The organism is Oliverpabstia intestinalis (assembly GCF_009696065.1).
GTDB lineage: Bacteria > Bacillota > Clostridia > Lachnospirales > Lachnospiraceae > Oliverpabstia > Oliverpabstia intestinalis.
Genome location: NZ_VUMS01000001.1, coordinates 44,565 through 69,698, shown reverse-complemented (window position 1 = coordinate 69,698; position 25,134 = coordinate 44,565). Strand labels below are relative to the sequence as shown.

18 protein-coding genes are annotated in these 25,134 nt (G+C 46.8%); all 18 read right to left on the bottom strand.

The genetic code is table 11. The features are described 5' to 3' along the window. Positions 1-19: 19 nt before the first annotated feature. On the bottom strand, positions 20-3,208 hold the full coding sequence (locus tag FYJ57_RS00300) for a DUF5722 domain-containing protein (RefSeq protein ID WP_154431097.1): 3,189 nt from the start codon (positions 3,206-3,208) through the stop codon (positions 20-22). A gap of 43 nt (positions 3,209-3,251) precedes the next feature. Beyond that, positions 3,252-3,488 carry a GIY-YIG nuclease family protein gene (locus FYJ57_RS00295; RefSeq protein ID WP_106491170.1) on the bottom strand — a complete coding sequence of 79 codons (237 nt, stop codon included), beginning with the start codon at positions 3,486-3,488 and terminating at the stop codon, positions 3,252-3,254. Positions 3,489-3,597: 109 nt separating this feature from the next. Continuing rightward, entirely contained in the window at positions 3,598-5,205 is a 1,608-nt protein-coding gene (locus FYJ57_RS00290) for a glycoside hydrolase family 13 protein (RefSeq protein WP_235904304.1), read from the bottom strand. Further along, complete coding sequence (locus FYJ57_RS15210) at positions 5,126-5,644, bottom strand: hypothetical protein (protein ID WP_235904298.1); 519 nt, start codon at positions 5,642-5,644, stop codon at positions 5,126-5,128. Before FYJ57_RS15210 ends, FYJ57_RS00290 begins: the two co-directional genes overlap by 80 nt. A gap of 79 nt (positions 5,645-5,723) precedes the next feature. Beyond that, on the bottom strand, positions 5,724-6,500 hold the full coding sequence (locus FYJ57_RS00285) for a M23 family metallopeptidase (protein ID WP_235904295.1): 777 nt from the start codon (positions 6,498-6,500) through the stop codon (positions 5,724-5,726). Between the two features lie 130 nt (positions 6,501-6,630). Beyond that, a complete protein-coding gene (locus FYJ57_RS00280; protein WP_154431096.1) occupies positions 6,631-7,515 on the bottom strand; it encodes a SpoIID/LytB domain-containing protein in 885 nt (294 codons plus the stop codon). Positions 7,516-7,549: 34 nt separating this feature from the next. Then, on the bottom strand, positions 7,550-9,979 hold the full coding sequence (locus tag FYJ57_RS00275) for a transglutaminase-like domain-containing protein (RefSeq protein WP_154431095.1): 2,430 nt from the start codon (positions 9,977-9,979) through the stop codon (positions 7,550-7,552). Then, positions 9,976-11,061: a DUF58 domain-containing protein gene (locus tag FYJ57_RS00270; RefSeq protein ID WP_154431094.1), complete on the bottom strand. Its 1,086-nt coding sequence runs from the start codon at positions 11,059-11,061 to the stop codon at positions 9,976-9,978. The genes FYJ57_RS00275 and FYJ57_RS00270 overlap by 4 nt, the downstream gene beginning before the upstream one ends. Then, entirely contained in the window at positions 11,058-12,005 is a 948-nt protein-coding gene (locus FYJ57_RS00265) for an AAA family ATPase (protein ID WP_154431093.1), read from the bottom strand. The genes FYJ57_RS00270 and FYJ57_RS00265 overlap by 4 nt, the downstream gene beginning before the upstream one ends. 63 nt (positions 12,006-12,068) lie before the next feature. Next, positions 12,069-13,916, bottom strand: a complete 1,848-nt coding sequence (locus FYJ57_RS00260) for a glycosyltransferase 87 family protein (protein ID WP_118709787.1) — start codon at positions 13,914-13,916, stop codon at positions 12,069-12,071. After that, on the bottom strand, positions 13,891-14,871 hold the full coding sequence (locus FYJ57_RS00255) for a glycosyltransferase (protein WP_154431092.1): 981 nt from the start codon (positions 14,869-14,871) through the stop codon (positions 13,891-13,893). Before FYJ57_RS00255 ends, FYJ57_RS00260 begins: the two co-directional genes overlap by 26 nt. Then, the gene (locus tag FYJ57_RS00250) at positions 14,868-15,791 is read right to left on the bottom strand and encodes an NAD-dependent epimerase/dehydratase family protein (RefSeq protein WP_154431091.1); all 924 of its coding nucleotides are present in this window, start codon (positions 15,789-15,791) and stop codon (positions 14,868-14,870) included. The genes FYJ57_RS00255 and FYJ57_RS00250 overlap by 4 nt, the downstream gene beginning before the upstream one ends. Further along, the gene (locus FYJ57_RS00245) at positions 15,779-17,620 is read right to left on the bottom strand and encodes a thiamine pyrophosphate-binding protein (RefSeq protein ID WP_154431090.1); all 1,842 of its coding nucleotides are present in this window, start codon (positions 17,618-17,620) and stop codon (positions 15,779-15,781) included. The genes FYJ57_RS00250 and FYJ57_RS00245 overlap by 13 nt, the downstream gene beginning before the upstream one ends. A gap of 5 nt (positions 17,621-17,625) precedes the next feature. After that, on the bottom strand, positions 17,626-18,942 hold the full coding sequence (locus tag FYJ57_RS00240) for a phenylacetate--CoA ligase family protein (RefSeq protein WP_154431089.1): 1,317 nt from the start codon (positions 18,940-18,942) through the stop codon (positions 17,626-17,628). Between the two features lie 4 nt (positions 18,943-18,946). Next, positions 18,947-20,158 carry a lipopolysaccharide biosynthesis protein gene (locus tag FYJ57_RS00235; RefSeq protein WP_154431088.1) on the bottom strand — a complete coding sequence of 404 codons (1,212 nt, stop codon included), beginning with the start codon at positions 20,156-20,158 and terminating at the stop codon, positions 18,947-18,949. Between the two features lie 13 nt (positions 20,159-20,171). Continuing rightward, entirely contained in the window at positions 20,172-21,500 is a 1,329-nt protein-coding gene (locus tag FYJ57_RS00230) for a phenylacetate--CoA ligase family protein (protein WP_154431087.1), read from the bottom strand. Between the two features lie 115 nt (positions 21,501-21,615). Next, entirely contained in the window at positions 21,616-22,953 is a 1,338-nt protein-coding gene (gene rfbH / locus FYJ57_RS00225) for a lipopolysaccharide biosynthesis protein RfbH (protein WP_106491136.1), read from the bottom strand. Positions 22,954-23,136: 183 nt separating this feature from the next. Then, the gene (locus FYJ57_RS00220; protein ID WP_154431086.1) at positions 23,137-25,116 is read right to left on the bottom strand and encodes a hypothetical protein; all 1,980 of its coding nucleotides are present in this window, start codon (positions 25,114-25,116) and stop codon (positions 23,137-23,139) included. Between the last annotated feature and the right edge of the window lie 18 nt (positions 25,117-25,134).

Sequence of the window (25,134 nt, the reverse complement as noted above, 5' to 3'; positions counted from 1 at the left end):
GTATTTTTATTGTCTGATCTTAGGTGAATTTCGCCGGGTTAAATCCTGAAACTGCCTGTTCCCAGCTGTTTTTTTTAATCAGTGGAAGGGCAAATTTTGTATATGTCATATACTGTTTTGTGTCCATGTATTTGAACACATCATATGCCTGTTTTTTACTGTCTGCAGTTTCTGTCGATCCGGGCTTACATGTCCATAATCCAAGATGAAATCCCTGCTGTGTTTCTGCACTGTGATCTACCTGTCGATGTACAACAAAAGAATCCACCATGTCATTTGTCTCTGCAAGATAATAACCGTACGCAATCGCTGCAGCCTGAATATCCTGTCTGTCATTCCCGTTTGTAACAGATGTAAATCCACATTCTGACAGAATAATCCTTTTACCTGCACCATAATTTTTCTTTACATATTCCGTAAAATATGAAAGATTGGCCATGGTAATAATCGGCGAATTTTCACTGTCAATTACATCCAGTGTCCGATTCCAGAAATCTGACTGTAATTCCGGTGCCGGATATGGATGAAATGCGATCATCCAGTCTGAAATACCTTTCTGATTCATCAGCTGCGCAAAACGATCCAACACACTCTTACTGGTATAACAATTAGCTCTGCGGTTATACGTCCATGTATGGTCAATTGACATATAGATACGTCCGTTACTGTATGCATGTTTCACACAATTGTATAACAGCTGGTATGCCTGCGCATAGTATTCCATATACTGATCAAATCCCACACTACCGCTGTAATGATAATCTTTCCAGGCATTAACTTCATTACCACAAATCCAGTTTACCACGCCCATATCCGGTGCCGCATATCGATTTGCCAAGAAAGAGCAAATTGCTTCCAGATGCTGCTTCCCTGTTGCCTCCTGCGTATTCCATCCATAAAGATTATATCCATAACTACGTGCTCCAGGAAGAATCAGATCCTGTTGCTGGTAATTCCATTGAAGAACGATAACAGCAGTAAGAACCATGCCTCTGTTATGAAGCTCTTTAATCTGACGATCCAGTTCATGGATATACCCGGTATTCATATAATATGTTTTCCCCTGATATTGATATTCAATACCACTTCCAGATGCCACATGGTTTAAAGCAATATTGACAACTGCATGTTTCACCCCAAGATTGCTGGCATCATCTTCCATGCCATCTTTTACCTGTAATCCTTTTTTGGTCTGTGCTGTTGGGAATGCGTAATTATATGTTGCACCCGGCATTACTGTAGCCGTATCACTCCAGGCACCGTCGCTATTGACATAGTAATTATTGATCCAGGTATTCGCTGCCATACGGCAATCATCATAGAAATAATACCAGGTATTTCCAATCTTTTGCCATCCTGTGAAAGCGGCACCGCTTCCACTAAGGTAATACCAGGTTTCTCCCTGATTCATCCAACGTCCAGCTTCCACCTTTCCGCTTCCGTCAGAATAATACCAGCTTCCATTTACCTGATACCAACCGGTATGCATTGCTCCACTGTTTCCATCCAGATAATACCAGCTTCCTCCCTGATTTAACCAGCCTGTATACATTGCTCCGCTTCCACTCAGATAGTACCACGTTCCTCCAAGGTTTATCCAGCCTCCGGACTGCATCGCTCCGCTTCCGTTAGAATAATACCAGGTTGCTCCATCTCGATACCAGCCGGTTCTCATTGCTCCACTTCCGGGATCCAGATAATACCACTTCCCTCCAAGATTCAACCAGCCTGTGTACATTGCTCCGCTTCCGCTCAGATAGTACCACGTTCCTCCCTGATTCAACCAGCCTCCGGATACCATCGCTCCGCTTCCGTCAGAATAATACCAGGTTGCCCCATCCCGGTACCAACCGGTTCTCATTGCTCCGCTTCCAGGATCCAGATAATACCACTTCCCTCCAAGGTTCAACCAGCCTGTATACATTGCTCCGCTTCCACCCAGATAGTACCATGTTCCTCCAAGGTTTATCCAGCCTCCGGACTGCATCATCCCGCTTCCATCAGAATAATACCAGCTTCCGTTTACCTGATACCATCCGGTATGCATTGCTCCGGTATTGGGATCCAGATAATACCAGTTACCTCCGGTATTGATCCATCCGGTTGTCAATGCTCCGCCAGCTTGCAGCCAATACCAGGCCGTTCCTATCTGCTTCCACCCATTTCCGGAAATCATTCTTCCGTTACTGTCCGCATAATATAATGTTCCTGTATAATCTCTGAAAACTCCTTTTTGTAATATTCCATTTTGCGGATTCAAATAATACCAGTTGCTCTGAAGATTTTTCCATCCCGTTGCCTGCTGACCATTTTCTATATAATACCAGTTGTTTCCATCCTGCTGCCATCCATCACGAATCTGACTTCTGTTTCCTTTTCCGTCATAGTTATAAATAACGCCATTAATTTTAAACTTACCCGACTGACTTTTCCCCTGTTTATCCAGATAAAAATAACCCGTTTCATTCTGCATAGGTCCTTCGTGCAATGCAGGATCTTCCTGCACGCCCTCTTTGTTTACATAATACCAGACAGACACATCTTCTCCCGGATGCACCCATGTATTGGTAAGATATTTTCCATCTCTCGGTTGTTGACTCTCCTCTTCTCCCCCGGTCTCATAAGAAAAGTAATATGTACCTTCCTGCAAAATAATTTCTTTTTCCTCGTCCGTTATCACTGGTGTAGTATCTGTGACAGAAACCATTCCTTCTTTCAACACACCTTGCTCTGGCTCTTCCTCTTTGATTCTGCTTACTTCTTTATCTTCTGTTTCATACACACCCAGATAGTAAATACCATCTTTTAAAATATAAACTCCCGGTGCACAGATTTTTTCTTCCTCTTCCCCCTCACTTTTCCATAGCTGCCAGCCGATTTCTGCATCGTATTTCCAGGTATAGATTATCTGCTCTTTCTTTACAGATTCCGACATCTGTGAAGCTTCCTGCGGTATAACTTCTGTTCTTTCTTCGTCAATTATATCATTCTTTTGTATTTCCAGATCAGATTGTTTTTCACTCTGTTCTTCTTCGCTCTGTACTTCAGACTCATCTCGATCCTCTTTTGTCCCCTTCTGGTTTTCCACAGTCATTTCCTGTTGTATTCCACCATCTGTACTTGCTTCAACTACAGCCGCTACAGGTGTCTGAAGTGTAAGCAGCATCGCAAGTCCCATGGCAGTCAACCATTTTCCTCTTTTCTTCATTTGTTCCTTCCTTTCATTTCCTCTTATTCCAGTTTTTCTGCAATCACAGAACCAGTTTCTCCTTTTGCTTTCTGGTCAGCTGTTTGATCTCCCACTCCCGGCGCATGGCTTCTTCTTTTGTCTCAAATGCCTCATAATATGCCAGTGTCACCGGCAGACGGGCTCTTGTGTATTTTGCACCTTTCCCCTCATTGTGCGTTTTCAGTCGTTTTGCTATATCGTTCGTCCAGCCGGTGTAATAAGTTCCGTCACTGCATTGTAATATATATGTATAATTCATTTCGTTCACTTCCCGTTATTCATTATACACATACCTTTTCAAAAAGGGAATCAAAAAAACAACCGAAATCGTTTTATTCAAAACAGATTCCGGTTGTCCTCACTTATCTTTATTTTTCCCACAGATATACTGCTGCCTCATACGGTCGCAGCTGTCTGCTCTGTAATTCAGGAGTTTCATCGTAATTGCTGATCAGAAGCCGTGAACCTTCCGGATCAATGGCTTCCGGAAGATGGAACTGTGCGTGATTCTCCGTAAAATTCAGTACCACAAACAGTTTTTTCCCTTCAAAGTTTCGCTCATACAGATACAGCTCTTCATTTTCCGGTTCATACTCAATAAAATCACCGTAGACAGCAACCTCATTTTCTTTTCGCGTCCGGATTAGCCGCTGCATATAGTGGAAAATCGAATTCTCATCTTCCAGAGCTTCTTTTATATTGATCTCTTTATAATTTGGATTCACTTTCAGCCACGGGGTACCGGTGGTAAATCCTGCATTTTCCGAATCATCCCACTGCATCGGGGTTCTCGCGTTGTCTCTGGCTCTGTAGTGGATACCGTCCAGTGTTTTTTCCGGGTCTTCATCCCCGTGAACCACATAGCGATCCCAGTAGCTTCTGATCTCCACATCGTCATAGTCTTCAATATTGTCAAAATATACATTGGTCATACCGATTTCTTCCTCCTGATAAATATAAGGGGTTCCCTGCATGGTCAGAAGCATGGTGTATAACATTTTCTGGCTTTCTTTCCGGTATTCTTTGTCATTTCCACGACGAGATACCGTTCTTGGCTGATCGTGGTTGGTCCAGTACAGGCTGTTCCACGCCCGTCCCTGAAAATACGTCTGCCATTTGCTGAAGCAGACTTTTAATTCTGACAGTGGCACTTTCCGGTAGCTGAATCGTTTGTCTCCGCAGTCCATCAGGTTCTGTTCGGACTGGAAGACCATGCCAAGTTCTGTTCCCTCATTGTTTGCATACTGCAGAGATTCCTCGATACATCCGCCGGTCAGCTCACCAACCGTCATGATGTCATATTTTGACAGCACTTCCCGGTTCATCTCCTGCAGGAATTCATGGATCCTCGGACCATCCTGGAAGTATTCTTCCCCGATATTTTCTCCCGGTTTTCCATCCGGCAGTCCCGGAGTTTTGGAATAAATGTTTACCGTATCCATCCGAAAACCGTCGCATCCCATATCCAGCCAGAATTTCATCATATCGTAGATCTCATGCCGTACGGTTGGATTCTCCCAGTTTAGATCCGGCTGTTTGGTCGAGAAGATGTGCAGGTAATACTGATCGGTCGCCTCATCGTATTTCCATGCGGGACCGTAAAAATAAGAGGTCCAGTTATTTGGCTCTTTTCCGTCTTTTCCATCTCGCCAGATGTAGTAATCCCGGTATGGATTATCTTTTGATTTTCTGGATTCCACAAACCAGGGATGTTCGTCGGAACTGTGATTTACCACCAGATCCAGCAACAATTTCATTCCCCGTTCATGCGTCTGTTTCAGCAGTTCCTTAAAATCATCCATCGTTCCAAACTCATCCATGATATCCCGGTAATCCGAGATATCATAGCCGTTGTCATCGTTCGGTGATTTAAAACACGGACACAGCCACACCACATCAATTCCCAGTTCTTTCAGATAATCCAGCTTGCTGATAATGCCGGGAATATCTCCGATTCCATCCCCGTTCGAATCCATAAAACTTCTCGGGTAGATCTGATAAACAATCGCCTCTTTCCACCATGCTTTTTTCATCATACACGTTCCTTTCTTTTGTTCTTTTTTCTACCCTACTATTTTTTGCTGCGTTTTCAATATTTATTTTTAATTCTTCCACTGACATCCCCGCTCTGTTCGCTGCTTCCTCTATTGATAAGATTCCATCTCTTATCAGACCAGTCAGAATTCTCACAGTTGCTTCCTTTCTTCCTTCATTTCTTCCATCTTCTATCATTTCATCCACTGCCTGACACATATTCGTTTTCTCTCCTCCTGTTTTGATTTTTATTGGTGTTTTTGTGATTGTTTTGATTACCTGCATTCCGATTTCTGGATATGGAATCTGGAATTGAAAAAGATATGATATTAGATTTCCTAGACGATAGAAATAATAATGCTTTGCTCTATGGTAGCACATTCCCCTCCGCCTGTCCATACAGGAAATGTAACGGCAAAATCCGCCTGTCTGAAACGAATTTCCAGACAGACGGATCTTTCTATTCTGTCACCGTCTCGATATAGATCATCGGGTCGATGGGATTGCCGTCTTTGGTCATGGCAAAGTACAGGTTTGCGCCCTCTTTGACATAATATTTTGTCGGGTCACTGACGTAGCCAAGGATGGTTCCGCTCTCCACGGTCTGTCCCGGTTCTACGGTGATGTCTTTCAGCTGTCCATAGGTTGCCTGATAGCCGTTTCCGAGATCCATGACCATGGTAGTTCCTGTCTCAACATCTTCGCTGATGGAGACCACCTGACCATTGGCTGCTGCCTGTACCGGCTCACCGCTTTCGCAGCCAAGCATCAGGGCATCGTTATATTTGTACTGATCCAGTGTCGGAAAATATGTGGTGGCATCCATGCTGTAATCGATCACTACCTGACCGTTGACCGGCCAGAGCATCTGGCTGTCCTCGGTAAAGTTCAGTTCCGGCTGCACAGCTGCGGATGTATCGGCAGATTCCCGGGCATCTGCGGTTTCCTGTCCATTTTCGTCTTCCTGTGCCGGAGGGATTGCATTGTCCGGGTTATCCTGATTCATGGTTGGCGACGGAGTCGCTTCCTGATTTTCTGTGGTATTCTTTGCCAGTTCTCCGGTATCCTGCGCCTCGGCATCTTTACTCGTCACATCTTTGCTCTCTTCCTCCTGCTGTGCTTTACTTTCTTTTTTCGGCGTTGTATCCGTCCGGTACATGGAGATTCCCGCCGCAACCACAGTCAGAAGCAACGCACCGGTAACTGCCATACGCAATGTCTTTTCTTTTTTCATCATCTTCACCTCTGCTATTCTATACTAAAGAACAAAACCAGTAACCGTCCCCGTCAGTCCCAGTTACTCATCCAGATTCTTTATCTATAGAATTCCCTGATTTTTCAGAAGTATACACCGTTTTTCTATCCGGTCAGGAATCTTCTTTTTTCACTTCACACTCCGGAAAATAATACCGCAGAATCTCCCGATACGATTTTCCTTCTTTCGCCAGCACATTTCCTCCATACTGCGAAAGTCCCAGCCCGTGCCCCTGTCCTTTACATAAAAAGCGAATTTTCCCGTCTGCCGCCTGCATCGTAAAATTACTCGACGGCAGTTCCAGAAGCTTGCGAAATTCTTCCCCTGAGATTGTTTCATTCCCAACTGTCAAGGACAAAATGTGTCCCACTTTGTCCCGTTTATGCATATTTATCTGTTTTTCCAGTGATTCTTCCGTAAATACCAGCCCGGGATATGCCTTTTCCAACTGTTTTCGCAGTGCTTCCTCCGAAAAATAATGACCGCTCAGATAGCCCTCCCCATACATATCCCAGTTGCTGTCCACACTGAGAAGATATCCTTTCTCCATCTTTCCAAACACTTCCAGCCCGTCACGGGTCGCACCGCTGCTGATCCGGTGAAACACACCCTCACAAACCTTCGACCGGTAAAAAAGCATCTCCCCCTCAGTATCTTTGGCTGCTGCCTCCATACTCCGGTATGCCTGCTGATACCCTTTCTGATGCTGCGCTGCTTTCACTTCCCTCCACAGTTGTTCCCAGTCTTCCCCATCCATCCCAGTCTCTTCTATACGCAAGTACAGGCTGCTCCTTGTAAGAACAGCCTGTACTTTTTTCATCTCCGCCTCATACTCCCAGGGGATTTCCCTGCACATCATCATGGGAAGAAGCGATTCCATATTCCATTGTTTTTTTATGCGCAACACTTCTCTGCCCGACAGAAAAACCGTCAGAAGCAGAGGAAGCAACAGAAAGATCCCTGTCACTGCCAGGATCATACGAAGTTTTTCTTTCATATTTTCACAGACTGCCCGATGCCTTTTTCCTAGTTTATGAAGTTTTATACGCTTTCATGTATTTCCACCAGAATCTTTTCTGTTTCGGCATCTGTGTCCAGAACTGCTGCTCCAGACTCTCATAAAACTGATAACACCGGGTCCGATCCTTCTTTGTCAGAGGATCCGGTCCGAACGATGCCCGCTCTACCAGTTCCACAATTGCTGTATATGTCCCCTCTTCCATCCACGGGAGAATTTTTTCTGTCTGGCGGGCAAATTCCCGGTCATCGTTCTGTTCCGGGACTTCCTGCAGCACTCCGGCTTCCTTTGCATCCCGGAAAATCCCATAAATCGCGTAGGAAATCTCACAGATTCCCCTGTTGATATCTTTCTGGAAAAAGCAACTGTTTCGCTCCTGCAATATCCGTTTTCTGCGAAGAGCAACTATACCCACACTGCCACCGGCCAGCCCGACAAGAATCAACAGTATCACGAAAAGTTTCAGGAATGCATGTCCGATTCCCTCCGGTCTCTGTTCTCCGGATCCATTTTCCGTATTTGTCTCCTGTTCTTCTGTTCCCTGACCGTTTTCACTCTCCGGTGTCAACGATGCCTCTTCCTGCTCCGGCTGTGGAGTTTCGGTAAGCTCCGGTGTTGCATCCTGGGACTGCTCCGCAGTCGGTTCCGGTGTCAGTGTGCTTTCCTCTCCGGTCACTTCCTGATTTTCATTTCCACCGGTGTTCTCCTGATAACCCGGTGTCACTTCTACCGGGATCCAGCCTTTTCCGGAACGGTAAACTTCCACCCACGCATGTGCCTGTGTATCCGGTACCTGTGCCGTATAGCCATCTCCATCTTCCGTAAACTCCTCCGGTGTCACCACATATCCGGTAACATATCTCGCCGGCACACCAAGCAGACGGAACATCAGCGTTGCTGTTGTCGCATAATGAATACAGTATCCTTTTTTCTGATCAAAGAAAAAATACTCTGCAAAATCCCGATCCGCCGGAACCGGTTCCAGATCCATGCTGTACGTACGTCCTTCCTGCACATCCCGTACCACAAAATCGATAACCTCCTGTACCGACTGCAGATTCTGCTGTTCACAGTACGAACGCAGATGATCCAGTCCTTCCACAGGAACTTTCAGATATTCTTTCGCCACATATTCCCGGTAAGCGCTCTCGATCTCTGACTCCGCATCTTTCGAAGGCTGTGGATCCATCCATTCTGTCCAGTTTACATAACCCTGGTACGAGATCTCTTTTCCGGCACTGGCATAACAGCCGTCCGCCTGCACATTTTCATCATCCGGCACCGCACAGCCGTAAGGAATATATCCATAATCACCGCCCGGATTTTCTCTGGTAACCGTCACAGTTCCTTCCCCTTCCGAAGAGCGGGACCCGATGTAACGGTAGAGAATATTCTGTACCTGCCAGCCGCTGTCCGCTTCTGAAAACGCATCCGCAAAATCTTTCTGATCCACGCCGCTCCAGTAATTCCCCTGATATGTTCCGCCGGTAAATCCCCGCAGATACATATTATGTACCGGTTTCCCGGAGGTATGTACTGTAAGATCGATCTCATCCTTCTGTTCTACCGGATAGTTATTCAGACTGCCATCCGCCGTCGGATTATGATTGCCAAATAACCCGTTCTGGCTTTCCATTGCCCGGGAAATCTCACTGGTTTTTTTCTGTACCTTCTGATACAGCCATTCATTCCAGCCGTTTGTCTGTTTTGCCAGCATCGAACCGGCTGGTCCTGCCAGAAGTGACAGGCAAAGAACCAGCCCTCCTGCCCACAGCCCGGAACGATAGAGGATCCGCTGATTGCTTACTCCATGGTTTTGTCCCATCGCGAGCAATGCCAGCAGAGATCCTCCGATCAGAAAGATTCCCGGCTGTAGGAAACGGCAGCCACACATCAGTTCCAAAAGCACGATCAGAATCTCCGAAGCTACCAAAAGCCCTGCCCGCCCTTTTCGTACCACCGCTGTTTCCATACTCCAGAAAAACAGTGCAAAAATAACGATCAGCAACAGTTCTCCCCGTTCCCCGGAAAGCAACGGTGTTTTTTCTGCCAGTGTCACCCCATAATATACCGACAACTGATGCCGGATACTGTTTTCCGCTGCCTGCCATCCTGCGGCCAGATGTTTCCATCCCAGACCTCCCGTCAGAAAGATTAACAGATATGCTCCCCGGTATACCCATCTTCCCCATGGTCTCCAGATACTTTTTAATATTGCAAGTAACACAAACAGTAACAACACTCCTGCTACCGGAAGTACCCGGAACTTCATTCCAAGATCCAGTCTGAATGTGAGAATTGTTCCCACCATGCACAGATACAGATATACACAACGCAGCAGCACGCCATGCTTTTGTTGTCGTCTCCTGGATTCAATCTTTATTTTTTTCTCTCCTGCCACCTGGATTCCCGTCGGATGCCACTCTTCTGTCTGTCGTCTCATACGCTGATCCCCTCTGTCTCAAGTCCGGTACGTGTCAGCTCACCTTTCAGGATCCCATCCTCCCACCACTGACCATCTGTAGTAATCCGCAGACAGATACTGTATCCGTCCTGCGGATAAGAATGTTTATAGGCTTCTTCCAGAAGAATCTCTTCCCGGTAAGATCCTGCCTGAAACAGCCGCGAAGTCAGCAGATACAGATCTTCTGTTTCCCTGATCTCTATCTGTTCCATATTCTGTGTCCGACAGTTATACCACGCCGCCCGCGGCGGATATTCCTGATTCAAAAATCCCTGCAGAATAGCAAGTCCGTACTCTATTGCCTGATCCAGAAAAACTGCTCCCGATTCTTCCGGAACCTGAAGATCAAAAAGCAACAGTGCTCCCAGTCCGATCGGCATGCTGTAATCTTTTACCATCAGCTGACTGGTACGTGCACTGGCTTTCCAGTGGATCCTCTGCATCCTGTCACCTTCCCGGTACTCCCGGATCTGGAAAATCTGAGAGGGATCATCTCCTGGCCGTTTCTCATCATATTCTTCACTTTCAATCAACTGTTCCCGAATCTGCGGTGTGATTTCTAGCAAGGCCTCATAATACTCCGGAAGTACTGAAAGCTCCTCTTTTCCATCTGTCTCGATCCTTTTTCCGAACAGATGAAACAGATCCCATATTTTTACCTGTTCCACCCATAACGCAACCAACCCGCACTGACTGCTGGTAATGGCTGTTGTCAGGCGGGTCGTTCCTCTCCCATCAGCCATTCCCTGAAAAATCACTTCTTTTTCCGGCTGATAAAATCTGTTCTGTATCTTTATTTTTGCTTCCAGCCTGGATACCGGGATCCGGCTCTTATTTTCGATCCGCACCCCCACATTAACCGGCTGCTCTTTTTCGGCAACTCCGATAGGGAGATAGATTTGTGCCTTCATATGTGCCGCTGTCCATAACATCAGAATGCCGGATATAACCGGCAGTACCATTTCCATCAGGCCAAAACCCAGAAGCATGGGACTGTCATAGAGGATGGCCAGATACAGCGTGACCACCAACAGTCCGAAATATAGTAATTTGTTCTTCATTTTCTCACCACGGAAGGTTTTGTCGTTCCCTCCAGAATATCTTTCAGTATCTGTTCAGCGGTTACTCTGTTTACACGTGCTTTTCCATTCAGCTGGATACGATGTGCTTCCACATCGATAAAAACCTCCTCGACATCCACCGGAAGTACATAATTTCTCCCCCGCAGATACGCCAGTGCCTGTACCATCCTTGCCAGTGCGATCGTTCCTCTTGGGCTAATTCCAAGCTCGATCAGGGAATGTTTTCTTGTTGCATTGACCAGCTTCCCGATATACTGATAGACCGCATCATGAATATAAATTTTATGGATCTCATCCTGAAGGCGCAGAAGTTGTGCTCCATTCATCACCGGTTCTACCAGATCCAGCGGATCTGTCGTAATCTTGCCTTTCACGATTTCCAGTTCATATTTCATATCCGGATATCCGATGTGCATACAGATCATAAAACGATCCAGCTGTGACTGGGGAAGCATGGATGTTCCCGCACTTCCCACCGGATTCTGGGTTGCAATAACCACAAACGGTTTGGGCAACTCATGGGTAATCTGATCCACCGTTACTTTCCCTTCCTCCATGACTTCCAGAAGTGCCGCCTGCGTCTTCGGTGAAGTACGGTTGATCTCATCCGCCAGAAGCAGGTTACACATAACAGCCCCCGGCTGATACTCAAAGGTACCGGTCGCTTTCTGATATAATGAAAATCCGGTCACATCTCCCGGCAGTACATCCGGCGTGAACTGAATACGGTTCTGCTCGAGATGCAGCGCTTTGGAAAAAGCCAGTGCCAGCGTGGTCTTTCCCACTCCCGGCACATCCTCGATCAGAATATGTCCTCCTGCAAGAATCGCAGTCATCACTTTTATGATACAGTCATCCTTTCCGATGACCGCTTTTTTAATCTCCTGTATCGCCCGGATCGCCGGACTTTCTGTCTGCTTCATCCTTTTCTCCCCTTTTTATACTCTTGAATTTTCCTGTTTCTGTCATTTTGTTGCAGGCCGCTTTTACTGTTCCCCTGTCACACGCATCTGCAGCCGGCTTGCCGGAAGTTCATCTCTGGCCTCTGTCTCTGCCAGAAGCTGTGTTTCACTGTCTGCTGTCACACAATACAGACCGATACCGGATCCTTCTTCCGCCTCGCTGCTGATCCGCAGCTCATACGTTTTTCCTTTTTCCACCGAAACTTTCTCGCCGATGAAAGAATACAGCGCCGAATTGGTCGTAAAACCGTCCGTCTCTTTTTCTCCCTGATATACCACATCCCCGGTTTCTTTGTCAATCAGTTCCACTGTAAGTGTATCAGAAATGCTCTTTTCTCCGGTATAGACACGGATCTTCAGATTCGACAGTACACTTCCCTCCATCGTCAGATCCTGGCTCACTGAAGAGCTTTCATCTACCTGAATGATATTGTCCGGTTCCAGATCCTGACGGCTGTTATCCAACAGAACAATTTTCCCCTGGAACATGCCAAGCGCACAGATCGATGCCGGAATCACAAATGCAAACACACTGACCAGAAATGCCGCACGGATCTGCCATACCAGCCCTTTTGCGATCTCGGTTCCTTTCCGGATATGGTATTTCGGATGCCCGAAGACCACATAGACCAGAAGCACCACCCACATCGCAGAGCAGAGCATTTTTTCATCATGGAACATATACAGATCCCACATTCTCACCGCAAACTGCTGTCCCGGAAGGATGTATTTCAGGATTCCGTAATTCATTATCTGCTCATCTACCAGGTTCTGGCTGCAGAAGATATACAGTGCAACGATCAGCACATTTGTCACCATCACCAGCAGATTGCCGTTTTCATTCATGAAAATATTTAACACCAGAAACGGCACCAGCATCAGCAGCCACTGCGGGTTCCAGGAAGAGAATCCGAAGATTGCAAAACTCATTCCCACACAGAAGAAAATGCCCCAGGAAAACATTTCCCGGTTGTCTTTTGTCTTTTTCTGATACGCCCACACCAGCATGAAAGCTGCTGTTACCGCCACAAGATTGATTCCGTCAAAGAAGCCAATGGTGAATGGTTTCTGCACAAATTTCAAAACGCCAAATCCCAGAACATTGCGCTTGAAATAAATATTTCCGATATTCGGCAGCACTTCGATCATCAGCGGAACTGCCATAACCACTGCATATTTGATCAGGTTGCGGATCTTTTTCTCCCGTAAAACCAGCAGTACCAGGAAGAACAGCAGTGCGTGATATTTGAATGTTGCCGCAACACCGAAAGACAGTGCGAACTTCCATAAGCCGCCTCTCACATAAAAATACAGGCCCAGTACCATGAAAAATACGGTAAAGATATCATACTGGCTGAAAATAAACTGACTGAACACCCCGATCGGGAATACCAGAAATGCAAACTTACAAAGCTTTGCTTTCTTTTCTCCGAACCCTGCTTCCACACCGATCTGGTAGATCAGATGGGAAGTCGCATAATACAGAAGCACCGGAAGCAGTTTATACCACATATTATTGATAAAACTGTTTGTCAGCATCGCCTGTGGCGCATGACCGGTCAGATACAACGGCAGATTCCAGATCGCATATGCCAGAAAAGTACTCGGCAGATAATTGGCATAATATCCGTGGGACTGCTCATAGCTTGCCTTATAAAAATCTGTAAAGTGTTCATACATCAGAAATGACCTGTTTCCCGTCAGCATCAGATCTCCATAGGCACAGGTAAAAAACAGAAAAATCAGGATCAGTGCTGAGATCACCCAGTCCAGCTTATTGAGTTCTTCTGCATCCCACAATTTCATTTCCTTCCAGCTTTCTTTCATCCGCATACAGAATCCTGTTTTACGCTTTGCCAGTTTTGCTTTCATTTTCACTGTCCTCTTTCTCTTCAAAATTCAGTCTTTCTTCCTCTACTACCAGCGGACGATCCAGCACACGGGTATTAATGCTCAGCACATATTCTCCCAGCAGACCGATGAAAAACAGCTGCGTTGCTCCCAGAAAGAACATTCCGATGAGTAACGGTGCCATGCCTGCGGTAAATCGATCCCAGTACAGCATTTTCAGGATAAAATAAATAATCCCTGCCACCACACTGACACCTCCCACAAAAAATCCAAGAAACGTCGCCATCCGGAGAACTACTTTCGAATACGAAGTAATCCCGATCATCGCATAATCGTACAAACTGTAAAAATTATTTTTGCTCTTTCCCGCTTTTCTCTTCTGCTGTTCATAAGGAATCGCCGTATAATCAAATCCCAGTTCCGCAATGATTCCTCTCAGATATGGCATCGGATCATGAAGATCTCTCACCACATCCACAAATGCTTTATCATATAGTCCAAAGCCGGTAAATTGTTCGATATGATCAATATCTGTTATTTTCCGGATCAGTTTATAATAGCATCCACGGATCCAGTACATCATCCGGTTTTCTTTGCTCGCTTTTTTGATGGCAATGACAATTTTGGATCCTTTCTCCCACTCTCTTACGAACTTTACGATCATATCTACCGGATCCTGGAAGTCCGCGCACATCCGAATCACACAGTCCCCGGTTGCCTGTTTCAGTCCGTAGACCGGAGAGCGCAGCTGACCGAAGTTTCTGACATTAAAGATTGCCTTTATGTTCTTATTCTTTGCGCACAGTTCCCGCAGATACATCCGCGTTCTGTCCTTAGAATGGTTGTCGATAAACAGAATCTCATACCGGTATTCCGGAAGTTCTGTCTCCATCACTGCGACAATGGATTCTGCCAGCGGTTTTACATTCCCCTCTTCATTGTATGTGGGTATCACCACAGAGATTTTCTTTTTCATTTGTCTTTCTCCTTCATCCAGCGGACCATCTCCCGGATTCCGCTGGAAAATTCATACGCCGGTTCAAAACCGGTATCATTTTTCAGACTCGATATATCCGCGCACAGGTGCATCACCGGCTGTACACCATAGGACTTTTTCCCGATCCCCGGAGTAGCCTTCGGATTTGCCACATCCCGGATCTGGTAAATATATTCATACAGCCGTTTCGCCTTTCCACTCCCCACACAGTAGATCGAACCGTCTCTTCCTTTTTCCCCGATTAGATAAAAAGCCCGTCCTGCATCTTTGCTGTACAGATAGTCCCATTCCTGTTCCCCCGGGGTGAATGCTGTTTCTTCTTCTGCAAGGAACTGATGAATTGCCGTCATTACCATGGTACTTTCTTTATCATAGATTCCATATACGCTGAAGATCCGCGGCCAGATCCATTCGATTCCAAGCTCTTTGCATAAAAGTTTCGAGAGTTTTCCCGCTGCCAGTTTGCTTACCCCATACGGAGTTGTCGGATGTTCCGGCGCATCAGGGCCGATCATTTCCTGATCCAATGGTCCATATTCCGCCTGGGAACCCGCTCCGATGAATCGTTTACAGCCAAGCTTTGCAGCTGCCTCTACCGCATCCAGGGTATAATCAATGTTCTTACTCTGTAGCCTGGTACTTTTATTTCTTGCCGCACCGGTATACCCCCAGGCAATATGGTAAAACGTATCAAAAGATCCTGTCACTTTTTCCGGCAGTGCTGCCAGTTCTTCCAGACTGCATTCCACCAGTTCCAGATGCGGATCTTCCGGCAGACGATCTTTTCTTGCCGTATCCTTCCGGATCACCGCACATACAGAGATTCCATGTTTCAGGCATTCCTCAATAAGCGCTTCTCCGATCATACTGGTCGCTCCTGTCACGATCACTCTTTCCATAATACGCCTTCCTCCTCCATCTCTTCTCTCGAAAGAAACGGATACATATCTTCCAGTGATGCCGACACCATGGTTCCATCCGGAAGCTGTCTGGATGCCAGTTTCGGCTCCGTCTTCTGGAGTTTCGACACAAAAACCTGACAGATCACAGGTGCCGGAACTTCCATGACCGCCCGCAGATCCTCTTCCAGTGTCACACTGTTTCTGCATTCTTTATAAGCAAATCCATACGCCGGTGCCAGTCGGGAAAGATCCGGGAAGCTGAGATCCCCGCTCTCCTCACCCACACCCACCAGATGACCGCCAAAATAAGCCGTCTGGGTCTGACGGATGGAATGGTATCCTTCGTTATTGATCACAAAGATCCGGATCGGCAGGTTATGGTGCCGGATGGTCTGTAACTCCTGCAGATTCATCTGCATACACCCTTCCCCGTTCACACAGATTACTTCTTTTTCCCCGGATCCAACGCATACACCAATCGCCGCCGGGAGCCCGTAACCCATCGATGCAGTCACGGCATTGGTGTAAAATCTCTGACCTTTTTTCAGATAGATTGCCTGACTTCCCGCCACACGTGAGGTTCCCACACTGACCAGGATCTGTTCCCCTTCCGGAAGCACTTTTGACAAACTGTCATAAAATGCATAAATATTTGTTCGTCCCGGTTCCGGTTCTTTGTATTTTTCTTCCGTCACTACCGGATATTTTTCCCTCCAGTGACGGCACTTCTCTCTCCAGGAGGATTCTTTCTCATCTGCAAACCAGGGGTGTGCACGGCTGCACCCTGCTTCTTCGAGCATGTGGATACACTTTTCGATCAGCTCTTTTGCATCTGCCACCACCGGAAGATCCACGTGAAGTGTCTCTTTTTTCAGTTCCTCCCCGTCGATATCATTGAGAATCGTATACGCATGTGCCGCCCATTTTTCATAGGCAAATCCGGTCTGTAAAAAACTCTGTCTGCTTCCGATGGAAAATAATACATCACAGGTCTGCACTGCAAAGTTTCCCGGACGATTTCCCGTTCCTCCGTTTCTTCCCACATACAGCGGATGTGCAGATTCCATCAGATCGATACTGCTCATTCCGGTCACTACCGGGATCCCAAGCAGCTCCACCAGCCTTTGAAAGCTGTCATATGCACCTGCCAGTCGAATCCCATGACCTGCAAAGATCACCGGACGCACTGCCTGTTTCAGTTTTTCCAGAATCTTCTTCACCATCTCTTCTGTCACCGGAGCCGGAAGTTCTTTCTCATCCTCTTTCGGATCGTACGCTCTCAGATCATCGGTTTCTATGATGGCACTCTGTATATTCAGCGGAAGATCCAGCCAGCACGGTCCCGGACGACCCGTTTTTGCCAGATAGATCGCCCGCTCCAGATGATACCGGATCGTAAGCGGATCCGTCACCATGACGGCATATTTTGTCATGGGTTCTACGGACGGCGTGATGTCATATTCCTGCACTCCCATCGTACGGATCTTTAAACCGCTGTGACGTACCGTAGTATCATATCGCACCTGCCCGGACAGGACAATCATCGGAATGGAATCCATCCACGCGCACAAGGCTCCGGTAATGGCATTCGTCGCACCCGGACCGGAAGTCACACAGACCGCCGCCATCCGGTTGTCTACCCTCGCATAAGCTTCTGCCGCCATCGCTGCCGCCTGTTCATGATGCTGGTAGAGGCAGGACAGCCCCGGGTGATGTCCCAGAGAATCGTTCAGATGCATCGCGCCGCCGCCCGTCACTGTAAATACCTGGCAGATCCCTTCCTGTGCCAGACGATCCGCAATATAATCAGACACTTTCTGCTTCATATCCTCTACTTCCTTCCATCCCATTTATTCTCGCAGACCATGAATTTTCCGGAAGCCTGAATCGGGATCTCGTCCACATAAGTGATCCGGATCTCCGCTTCCTCTCCAAGATAATGCCGGTAAGCGGCAATCAGATCCTCTTCCACCAGTTTTTTCCGGTCTGCGTTGACCAGCAGTTCATACTCTTTCTGTCCCCACTGGATGCATTTTGCCTGATAGACCACACCCTCAAACTTTAACAGCGTGTTCATAAATACATGGATCGACAGCGGCTCGCCCATACAATTATACATCAGAGAACCGCGGCGGCCGTAGATTTCCACATATTTTCCATGCATCCGCCCTTTTTCATCCTGATACATCCGCATAATTCCCGTATCTCCGGTGTCGTAACGCACCATCGGGAAGGTTTTGTTATAATAATCTGTAACTACCAGCCGTCCCAGTTCTCCCGGTTCTGCCGGCTCATCGCTGTTCATCTTCAGCACTTCCGGGTAGAAGTTATACAGGTCGATCGTATATTCCCTATCCTCGCCCAGCTGAATTGCGATAAAACCGTTTTCATTATTTCCATAAGAACGCACCGGAGAATATCCGAATATTTCTTTTGTCAGTTCATAGGTTGCATCCGGCAGTGCCTCACCCATGGAAAATACCATCTCTACCTTCCACTTACTGATATCTCTTCCCGTCCGTCGGATATAACCGGTCAATGCAGTCAGTGCACTCGAATAGGTCACCAGTACCTGGATCTTCTTTTTCTCGATATCTTTACAGATCTTTTCCAGAGAATCATCTCCCATGTTGGAGATATCCACCATGACCAGATTATTTTTGAAAGATTTCCACATACTTATGGTATTTTTCCCCTTTATCCACGCACGGAATTCCCCACGCTTCATTCCCAGACGGAAACCGTTCAGTTCCATACAGGAAATAAAGTTCATATTGACCCGGTTCATCTTGTCACCGTCACACAGAACGGTAAATGGCGTTCCGGTAGAACCACTGGTACTCAGCCGGTACAGATTACCCTGTTCTTTGCTGTTCTCCACCAGCACTTCCTCATAATGCTCAAGAAAATCTCCCTTGGTCATCACCGGGAAATCTTCCAGTTTTGTCCATTCCGGATGTTTTTTATAATACGGAGAATGTTTTTTTACATAGTCCAGAAGCAGATCGATCCTCCGCTCCATATATTCCGGCGTCACACCTTCCACGATCTCTCTTTTATTGACTTCTTTTAATTTTTTCAGCCTACCGCCTTTTGCAGCATCCAGAAGATTGAACACCACTCTTCTAAGAACTTCACCTGTCTGCATCTTTTCATTCCCCTTCTTTCTTCGCCGGTTTTGCCTTCCAGATCCCCAGTGCGATCACTGCCACAACCCGAAGCGTATTTGCTCCCAGGCATGCCCAGGCAAATCCGATCATCCCATAATTTTTTGCTGCCAGCACCGATGCGGTCAGCAGAATCACGAAGTGTGCAAGCTGTATCCACAGCTGCCATTTTTCATCCGTAAATGTTAAAACAAGTATAAATAAAAATGCGGAAAACAATCCCAGCACCTGTGCCAGATTGACCACCGTGACCAGTCCTTTGATGGACGGAAACAGGTCATGGTAAAACAGCCAGACAAAGAGCGGTGTTCCCACCTGGCAGCCAAGGAAAAAGACACCTGCCACACCGCCTCCCGCAAGCACTGCCTTTCCAAACTGACTTCTGTTTAACAGTTCTCTGCGTTTTGTCAGATAAGAAATCACGATCGTATTGATCGGTGCGATCAGAAGCACCAGGGTCTTTCCGATCAGGGAAATCACATAGTAGATCGTTACCTGTTCGTTGCCAAGAATCTGCTTTATCACCAGACGATCCATATTCATTGTGGTGTTTGTGATCAGGTACGACAATGTCAGGAAAAATCCCCTCTCCAGCGCCACAAAAAAATGTCCGCTCCGCTGAAAAAACTTATGAAATACAGATCCTGTAACTGCCACATAACAAAGAGCAGCCACCTCACCGACCAGATAGATCCACAACCACCGATCTGTGATACGGTAAATCACAAATCCCGCAAGATATCCGATACCGATCAGCAGATAATAAATAAAATACCTCTGATAATTCAGATTCAGTCGATATTCCACATCCCCGTAGTACCGGAAAACCGTCAGCAGAAACAGGGCAAACACCCCGATCCCCACAGGGATTCCGCTGATACTGTCTCTTGACATAAAAAGTGCCACACCGCTTCCCAGTATGCCAAACAGCAACAGGATCCAGTCGTAGTCTCCATTGGTTACCTCATGTGATCTTCGCACCACCAAACGGCTGGTATTTAACGCCTGTCCGACGGACGGACAGATAATCGCAACCAACCCTGTAATATACAAAAGTTCTCCCAGCTGCTTTGCTCCCATATATCGGTTGAGCAACGGCGTAATGATCAGCTGCAAAACGCCGTTCATAAAGATCAGCCCGCCCATGGTATACAGGGTGTTTGCAGCGATCCGTTTTTTCTGTTCTTTCTTTTCCACCTGTTTCTCCCTATTATCCGCAGAAACCGGTCTGATTCTTATACTTTTCGCACCGGTTTTCTATGTATTTGCGCTTTCCGGAAGCAAGCACCGGGATCTCATCCACCAGTTCCACCCTGATTCTGGCTTCTTCACCCAGATACGGGCGGATCCGTCCGAGAATTTCTTCCTGATTCATCTTCTGCGGATCTCCGTTTAACCAGATGGTATAGTCTTTCACATCTTCCTGGATAAAACGATACTGTTTTACCCCTTCGATATCCCACAGATTATTGGTAATAATATACGGTGTTACCGCCTTTCCTTCACAGTCGTAGATCAGATCGCTTCGACGTCCGTAAAGTTCATCCAGATACAGCCTGTATCTGCCGTTTTTCTCTTTTCTGGTTGCCACCGCCGTATCCCCGTTATCGTAGCGGAGAATCGGAAACGCATAATTAAACAGATCCGTGATCACGATTCTTCCAAGTTCTCCCGGCTCTGCCGGTTCATCGGAATCCATCTTCAGGATTTCATAATAATACGTTTCGGTGTCGATCCGGTACCCCTCATTATCTTCATTCTGCAATCCCATAATTCCGTTTTCTTCATTGGAATACCAGGCACGTACCGGGCAGTCAAACTGTTTTTCCAGTGTCCGGCGCACCGGTTCCGGCATCGTCTCAGAAATCGGAATAATCGCTTTCACCTTGCAGCGGCTACAATCTTTTCCTGTTTTCTGAATATAATTGCTCAGTTCCCCAAGTGCTGACGAATAGCCGACGAGACATTTTACTTTTTTCTTCTCGATCACCCGGAACATCCTTTCCAGTGCCTGCTCATCCATCCGGGAACTGTCCATCATGATCAGATTTTCCTGAAAAAGCTGAAACTTACTTTTCTTTACATTATTGACCCACACACGGATAAAAGCCTCTTTCATACCGATATAATATCCGGCTGCTGCTCCCAGGAATATACCACCCGCCGTGTTGTGACGGATTTTGTCCCGGTTCTGGATCATGCGAAGGGGAGTTCCGGTAGAACCACTCGTACACATCACCCTGTTATCCGGTGCATCTTTATAGGTTGTCGAAAGGAACTTCTCATAATTCTGTCGAAACGTATCTTTGTTGACTACCGGAAGATCTGTCAGTTCAATATCTTCCGGGTAATCCTTATAGAATTCTGTTGTCTTCACCGCATGGGCGATCAGTGCCCGAATCCGCTCTTCGGTCTCCCGAATCGATGTTCCCTCTTGCCACGCCCGCTGAATCTGATCATAATATGTTCTTATCTGTTTTCCTTTCAGACTGTCCAGCAGCCAGAAACCAAACCATCTCAGTTTTTCGTCCAGTATCATACTTCTTCCTTCCTGTAATCCGCCGCAGCTTTCCAGTTTTTCATATTATGTCAACTCGCGGTTATCCCCTGTTCCAGAGCTCATTCCTGTGCCTTTAGCTGCGCGTTTTCAAATATTATTCCAGTGCTTCCTTGATCGCATCTGCCATTGCATCCAGCATCGCATCCGTCATCCCCGGATAGACACCGATCCAGAACGTATCCGTCATGATCCGGTCTGTATTTTCCAGACTTCCTGCTACACGATAGCCTTTTCCTGTCGCACGCATCTGGTCAAAGCAGGGATGCTTGATCAGATTTCCCGCAAAAAGCATACGGGTCTGTACACCTTTTTCTTCGATCTTTTGTACCAGTTGATTTCTGTCCACGCCTTCCCTGCAGGTGATCAGGAATCCAAACCAGCTCGGTTCGGAATTCTCACATGCTTCCGGAAGGATCAGTTTGTCTTCAGTTCCTTTCAATGCTTCTTTCAGATAATTGAAATTATGAATTCTGCGTTCTACAAAGGACGGGAACTTGCGCAGTTGGGCACATCCCACAGCCGCCTGCATATCCGTTGCTTTCAGGTTATATCCGAAATGCGAATATACATATTTATGATCATATCCCAACGGCAGTTCCCCGTACTGGCGGTCAAAACGATGGCCACACAGATTATCCTGTCCGGGTGCGCACACGCAGTCTCTTCCCCAGTCACGGAAAGAACGCACGATCTTATGAAGCAGCGGATTCTTTGTATAGACGGCTCCGCCCTCTCCCATTGTCATATGATGTGGCGGATAAAAACTGGAGGTTCCGATATCTCCGATGGTTCCGGTCAGTCTGCTCTCTCCGTCGATCGTATAACGGGAACCCAGCGCATCGCAGTTATCCTCGATCAGCCACAGATTGTGACGGTCACAGAAATCTTTTACCGCTTTCAGATCAAAAGGGTTGCCCAGGGTATGTGCAAGCATCACTGCTTTTGTTTTTTCTGAAACTGCCTGTTCCAGAAGATTGGGATCAATATTATACTGCGGGATTGCCACATCCACAAACACCGGTACTGCTCCATACTGGATCACCGGAGCTACGGTTGTAGGAAATCCTGCTGCCACCGTGATCACTTCATCTCCCGGAAGAATCTGTCTCTCCTTTAACAGTGGAGAAGTCAGTGCCATAAATGCCAGCAGATTTGCAGAAGATCCGGAATTAACCAGCGAACAGTATTTTACCCCCAGATATTTTGCGAATTCCGATTCGAATTCTTTTGTAAACCGGCCGGAAGTCAGCCAGAATTCCAGAGAACTATCTACCAGATTTACCATCTCATCCGCATCGTACACACGAGATGCATACGGGATCCGGTCTCCTTTTTCATACGGTTTTTTCTGATTGTGATATTTTTCGCAGTATTCCTTTGTCATCTCCAGAATCTGTTCTCTCGCCTGCTGTTCTGTCATTTCTTCAAACATGTTTTCTGCTCCTTTTTTATATTCGTTTCGTAACTATTCAGTACCTTCACAGTTACGAGCAAAAATGCATTTAAAATCACCTTCGGTGATGGCATTTTTGCTTGTATGTCTCGGGATTTTGGCATAAATATGCCAAAACACCTCGCGGGATAATGGCTGCTGAATAGTTACTTCGTTTCCTTTTTATTTCTTCCGGTAAAACTGAAATTCTTCCTCATAGTACGGGAAGGTCTGATCCAGCTCATACGTTTCACTAAACCACTGGTAAGTCTCCGGATCATTCCTCTCCCAGATAGGCAGTGACGACCGACTGGTAAATACATACGGTGCATCCGCCTCTGTCAGCTGTTCCTGTAACTCCTGTAAGGATTCCGGAATCACCGCCATATCGCTGAAATCCATGGTAAAGCACTGGGTATTCCAGTGAAGCAGACTGTAGATTTCTGCCACATTTAACCCGAAACCATGCGTGTTTTCCGGAACCACTTCTGCAATTTCCTGTACAAATGCCTCCAGTTCGCCCACATTATGATAATTTTCTTTGATCTTACTGTTCTGGGAAAACTGCAGCACCGTTCCTGTACTCATGGCAAGCACTGCGGCTGCACAGGCAAGTCCCAGTGTACCGTTCACGACTCCCGCCAGATCCATCTCTTCCCAATGTTTCCATTTTCTTTCCTTAACAAATGTCATTCCCCTCTGCCCCAGATATGCCAGCAGGATCACTGCCGACAGGCTGACGCAGTCGAGATTATGATAGGATGGTCGATTGACATAATACGTCATTCTTCCCAGTGCACTGATACTCAGGAAAAAGAGCAGCTGCACCTGTCCTTCATTTTTCTGTTTCGGATAAAACCAGGTACTGATTCCCATTACTGTCCCGATCAGAAACAGGACGATCACACCCATATAGGCACTCGGATACATCGGCAGATCCAGATGCAGGATGTCCACCATATAAGAATCCGACAATAACGGAATCAGGAATTCGCCCAGTGTATTGGCCGGACTGTGTTTGGACAAATTATAGAGATTCACGAGTCCATAGGCTCCGAAAAATGATGCCGTCACACAGACCGCGTGTACCGGTACGGTTCGTGCCAGACGCCCGATTCTCCATTCTCCCCCGGCAAGACACCGTGAAATATAAAGTGCCATCCATGCCACGGCGAGAATCACGCCGGTTTCCGTGTTCCAGAGGATCGCCAGCAGACAGATCAGATATCCGGCCAGACCGGTCCACCTATTCCACCACTGTTTTTTCATTAAAATCGCCGCATACAACAGAAGGATCATCGGAAAGATCATCCGATGCGGCCATACCTGCCAGTAATAACCGCCCCGCATCCCGAGTACCGGAAATGCCGCAGCAACTGCGCCAAGTGCCCGGAGGATCCGGCTTTCCACCGTCAGTTCCAGCACCAGAAATGCACAGACGTGTGCCAGTGTTCCAAGTGCCGCGATCATCAGCACGAACATCCGGAAATCTCCGCCCACCAGTTTCATCGGTATCTTAAATAACAGCCCATAATGCCCATAGATACTCGTCATTGTATCTGTATAAGGCAAGCCCTGATATACATTGTATACAGAGTTATAATACGCGTGAGCGTGAAAATGATCCCCCGCCTCCGAGCGCCCGAAAATATTCGGCGTATCCATGCAATAAAATATCAGAATCGTCAAAACTGCATATATAAGCCATACCATCCAGTCATTCTTTTCTTCTCTGATCTGTATGTTTGCATACACCCGGAAAAATACAACCAGTTCTGCCAGAAACAGCAGACTCATCAGTGGCAACGGTTGTGTGTGCCAGCCATATTTTTCCGATACGCTTCCTACCTGACCGGTTTCCATGGATACTCCGATGGCGTAAAAGATCATCTGCGATAAAATCAATACTGCAAATACCAGTTCATTGACTTTTTTATTTTTTCTGCTTAGCCATGTGCCTGTCTCCCACCGTTCTGTCAGAAGCATGCCCCCCAGAAATACCAGGCAGAATATCAATAACATGGCAGCATAAACAAGCAGATTTCCATTGCCCAGTCGGTTGATGTGATCCGACAGTTCCGGTATCAGAAAAGATGCTCCAAAGAATCCTGCTGACACCAGCAAAGCTGCCGCCCCGCACAGAATCTCTCGATTATTATTCATATTTTTCTTCCTTTTTCA

Excerpts from the sequence above, each read along its gene's own strand:
- FYJ57_RS00300 (WP_154431097.1), bottom strand. The coding sequence starts at position 3,208 with ATGAAGAAAAGAGGAAAATGGTTGACTGCCATGGGACTTGCGATGCTG.
- FYJ57_RS00275 (WP_154431095.1), bottom strand. The coding sequence starts at position 9,979 with ATGAGACGACAGACAGAAGAGTGGCATCCGACGGGAATCCAGGTGGCA.
- FYJ57_RS00260 (WP_118709787.1), bottom strand. The coding sequence starts at position 13,916 with ATGAAAGCAAAACTGGCAAAGCGTAAAACAGGATTCTGTATGCGGATG.
- FYJ57_RS00295 (WP_106491170.1), bottom strand. The coding sequence starts at position 3,488 with ATGAATTATACATATATATTACAATGCAGTGACGGAACTTATTACACC.
- FYJ57_RS00290 (WP_235904304.1), bottom strand. The coding sequence starts at position 5,205 with ATGGATTCGAACGGGGATGGAATCGGAGATATTCCCGGCATTATCAGC.
- FYJ57_RS15210 (WP_235904298.1), bottom strand. The coding sequence starts at position 5,644 with ATGTGCTACCATAGAGCAAAGCATTATTATTTCTATCGTCTAGGAAAT.
- FYJ57_RS00285 (WP_235904295.1), bottom strand. The coding sequence starts at position 6,500 with ATGATGAAAAAAGAAAAGACATTGCGTATGGCAGTTACCGGTGCGTTG.
- FYJ57_RS00250 (WP_154431091.1), bottom strand. The coding sequence starts at position 15,791 with ATGGAAAGAGTGATCGTGACAGGAGCGACCAGTATGATCGGAGAAGCG.
- FYJ57_RS00220 (WP_154431086.1), bottom strand. The coding sequence starts at position 25,116 with ATGAATAATAATCGAGAGATTCTGTGCGGGGCGGCAGCTTTGCTGGTG.
- rfbH (WP_106491136.1), bottom strand. The coding sequence starts at position 22,953 with ATGTTTGAAGAAATGACAGAACAGCAGGCGAGAGAACAGATTCTGGAG.
- FYJ57_RS00265 (WP_154431093.1), bottom strand. The coding sequence starts at position 12,005 with ATGAAGCAGACAGAAAGTCCGGCGATCCGGGCGATACAGGAGATTAAA.
- FYJ57_RS00240 (WP_154431089.1), bottom strand. The coding sequence starts at position 18,942 with ATGCAGACAGGTGAAGTTCTTAGAAGAGTGGTGTTCAATCTTCTGGAT.
- FYJ57_RS00270 (WP_154431094.1), bottom strand. The coding sequence starts at position 11,061 with ATGAAGAACAAATTACTATATTTCGGACTGTTGGTGGTCACGCTGTAT.
- FYJ57_RS00245 (WP_154431090.1), bottom strand. The coding sequence starts at position 17,620 with ATGAAGCAGAAAGTGTCTGATTATATTGCGGATCGTCTGGCACAGGAA.
- FYJ57_RS00280 (WP_154431096.1), bottom strand. The coding sequence starts at position 7,515 with ATGAAAGAAAAACTTCGTATGATCCTGGCAGTGACAGGGATCTTTCTG.
- FYJ57_RS00230 (WP_154431087.1), bottom strand. The coding sequence starts at position 21,500 with ATGATACTGGACGAAAAACTGAGATGGTTTGGTTTCTGGCTGCTGGAC.
- FYJ57_RS00255 (WP_154431092.1), bottom strand. The coding sequence starts at position 14,871 with ATGAAAAAGAAAATCTCTGTGGTGATACCCACATACAATGAAGAGGGG.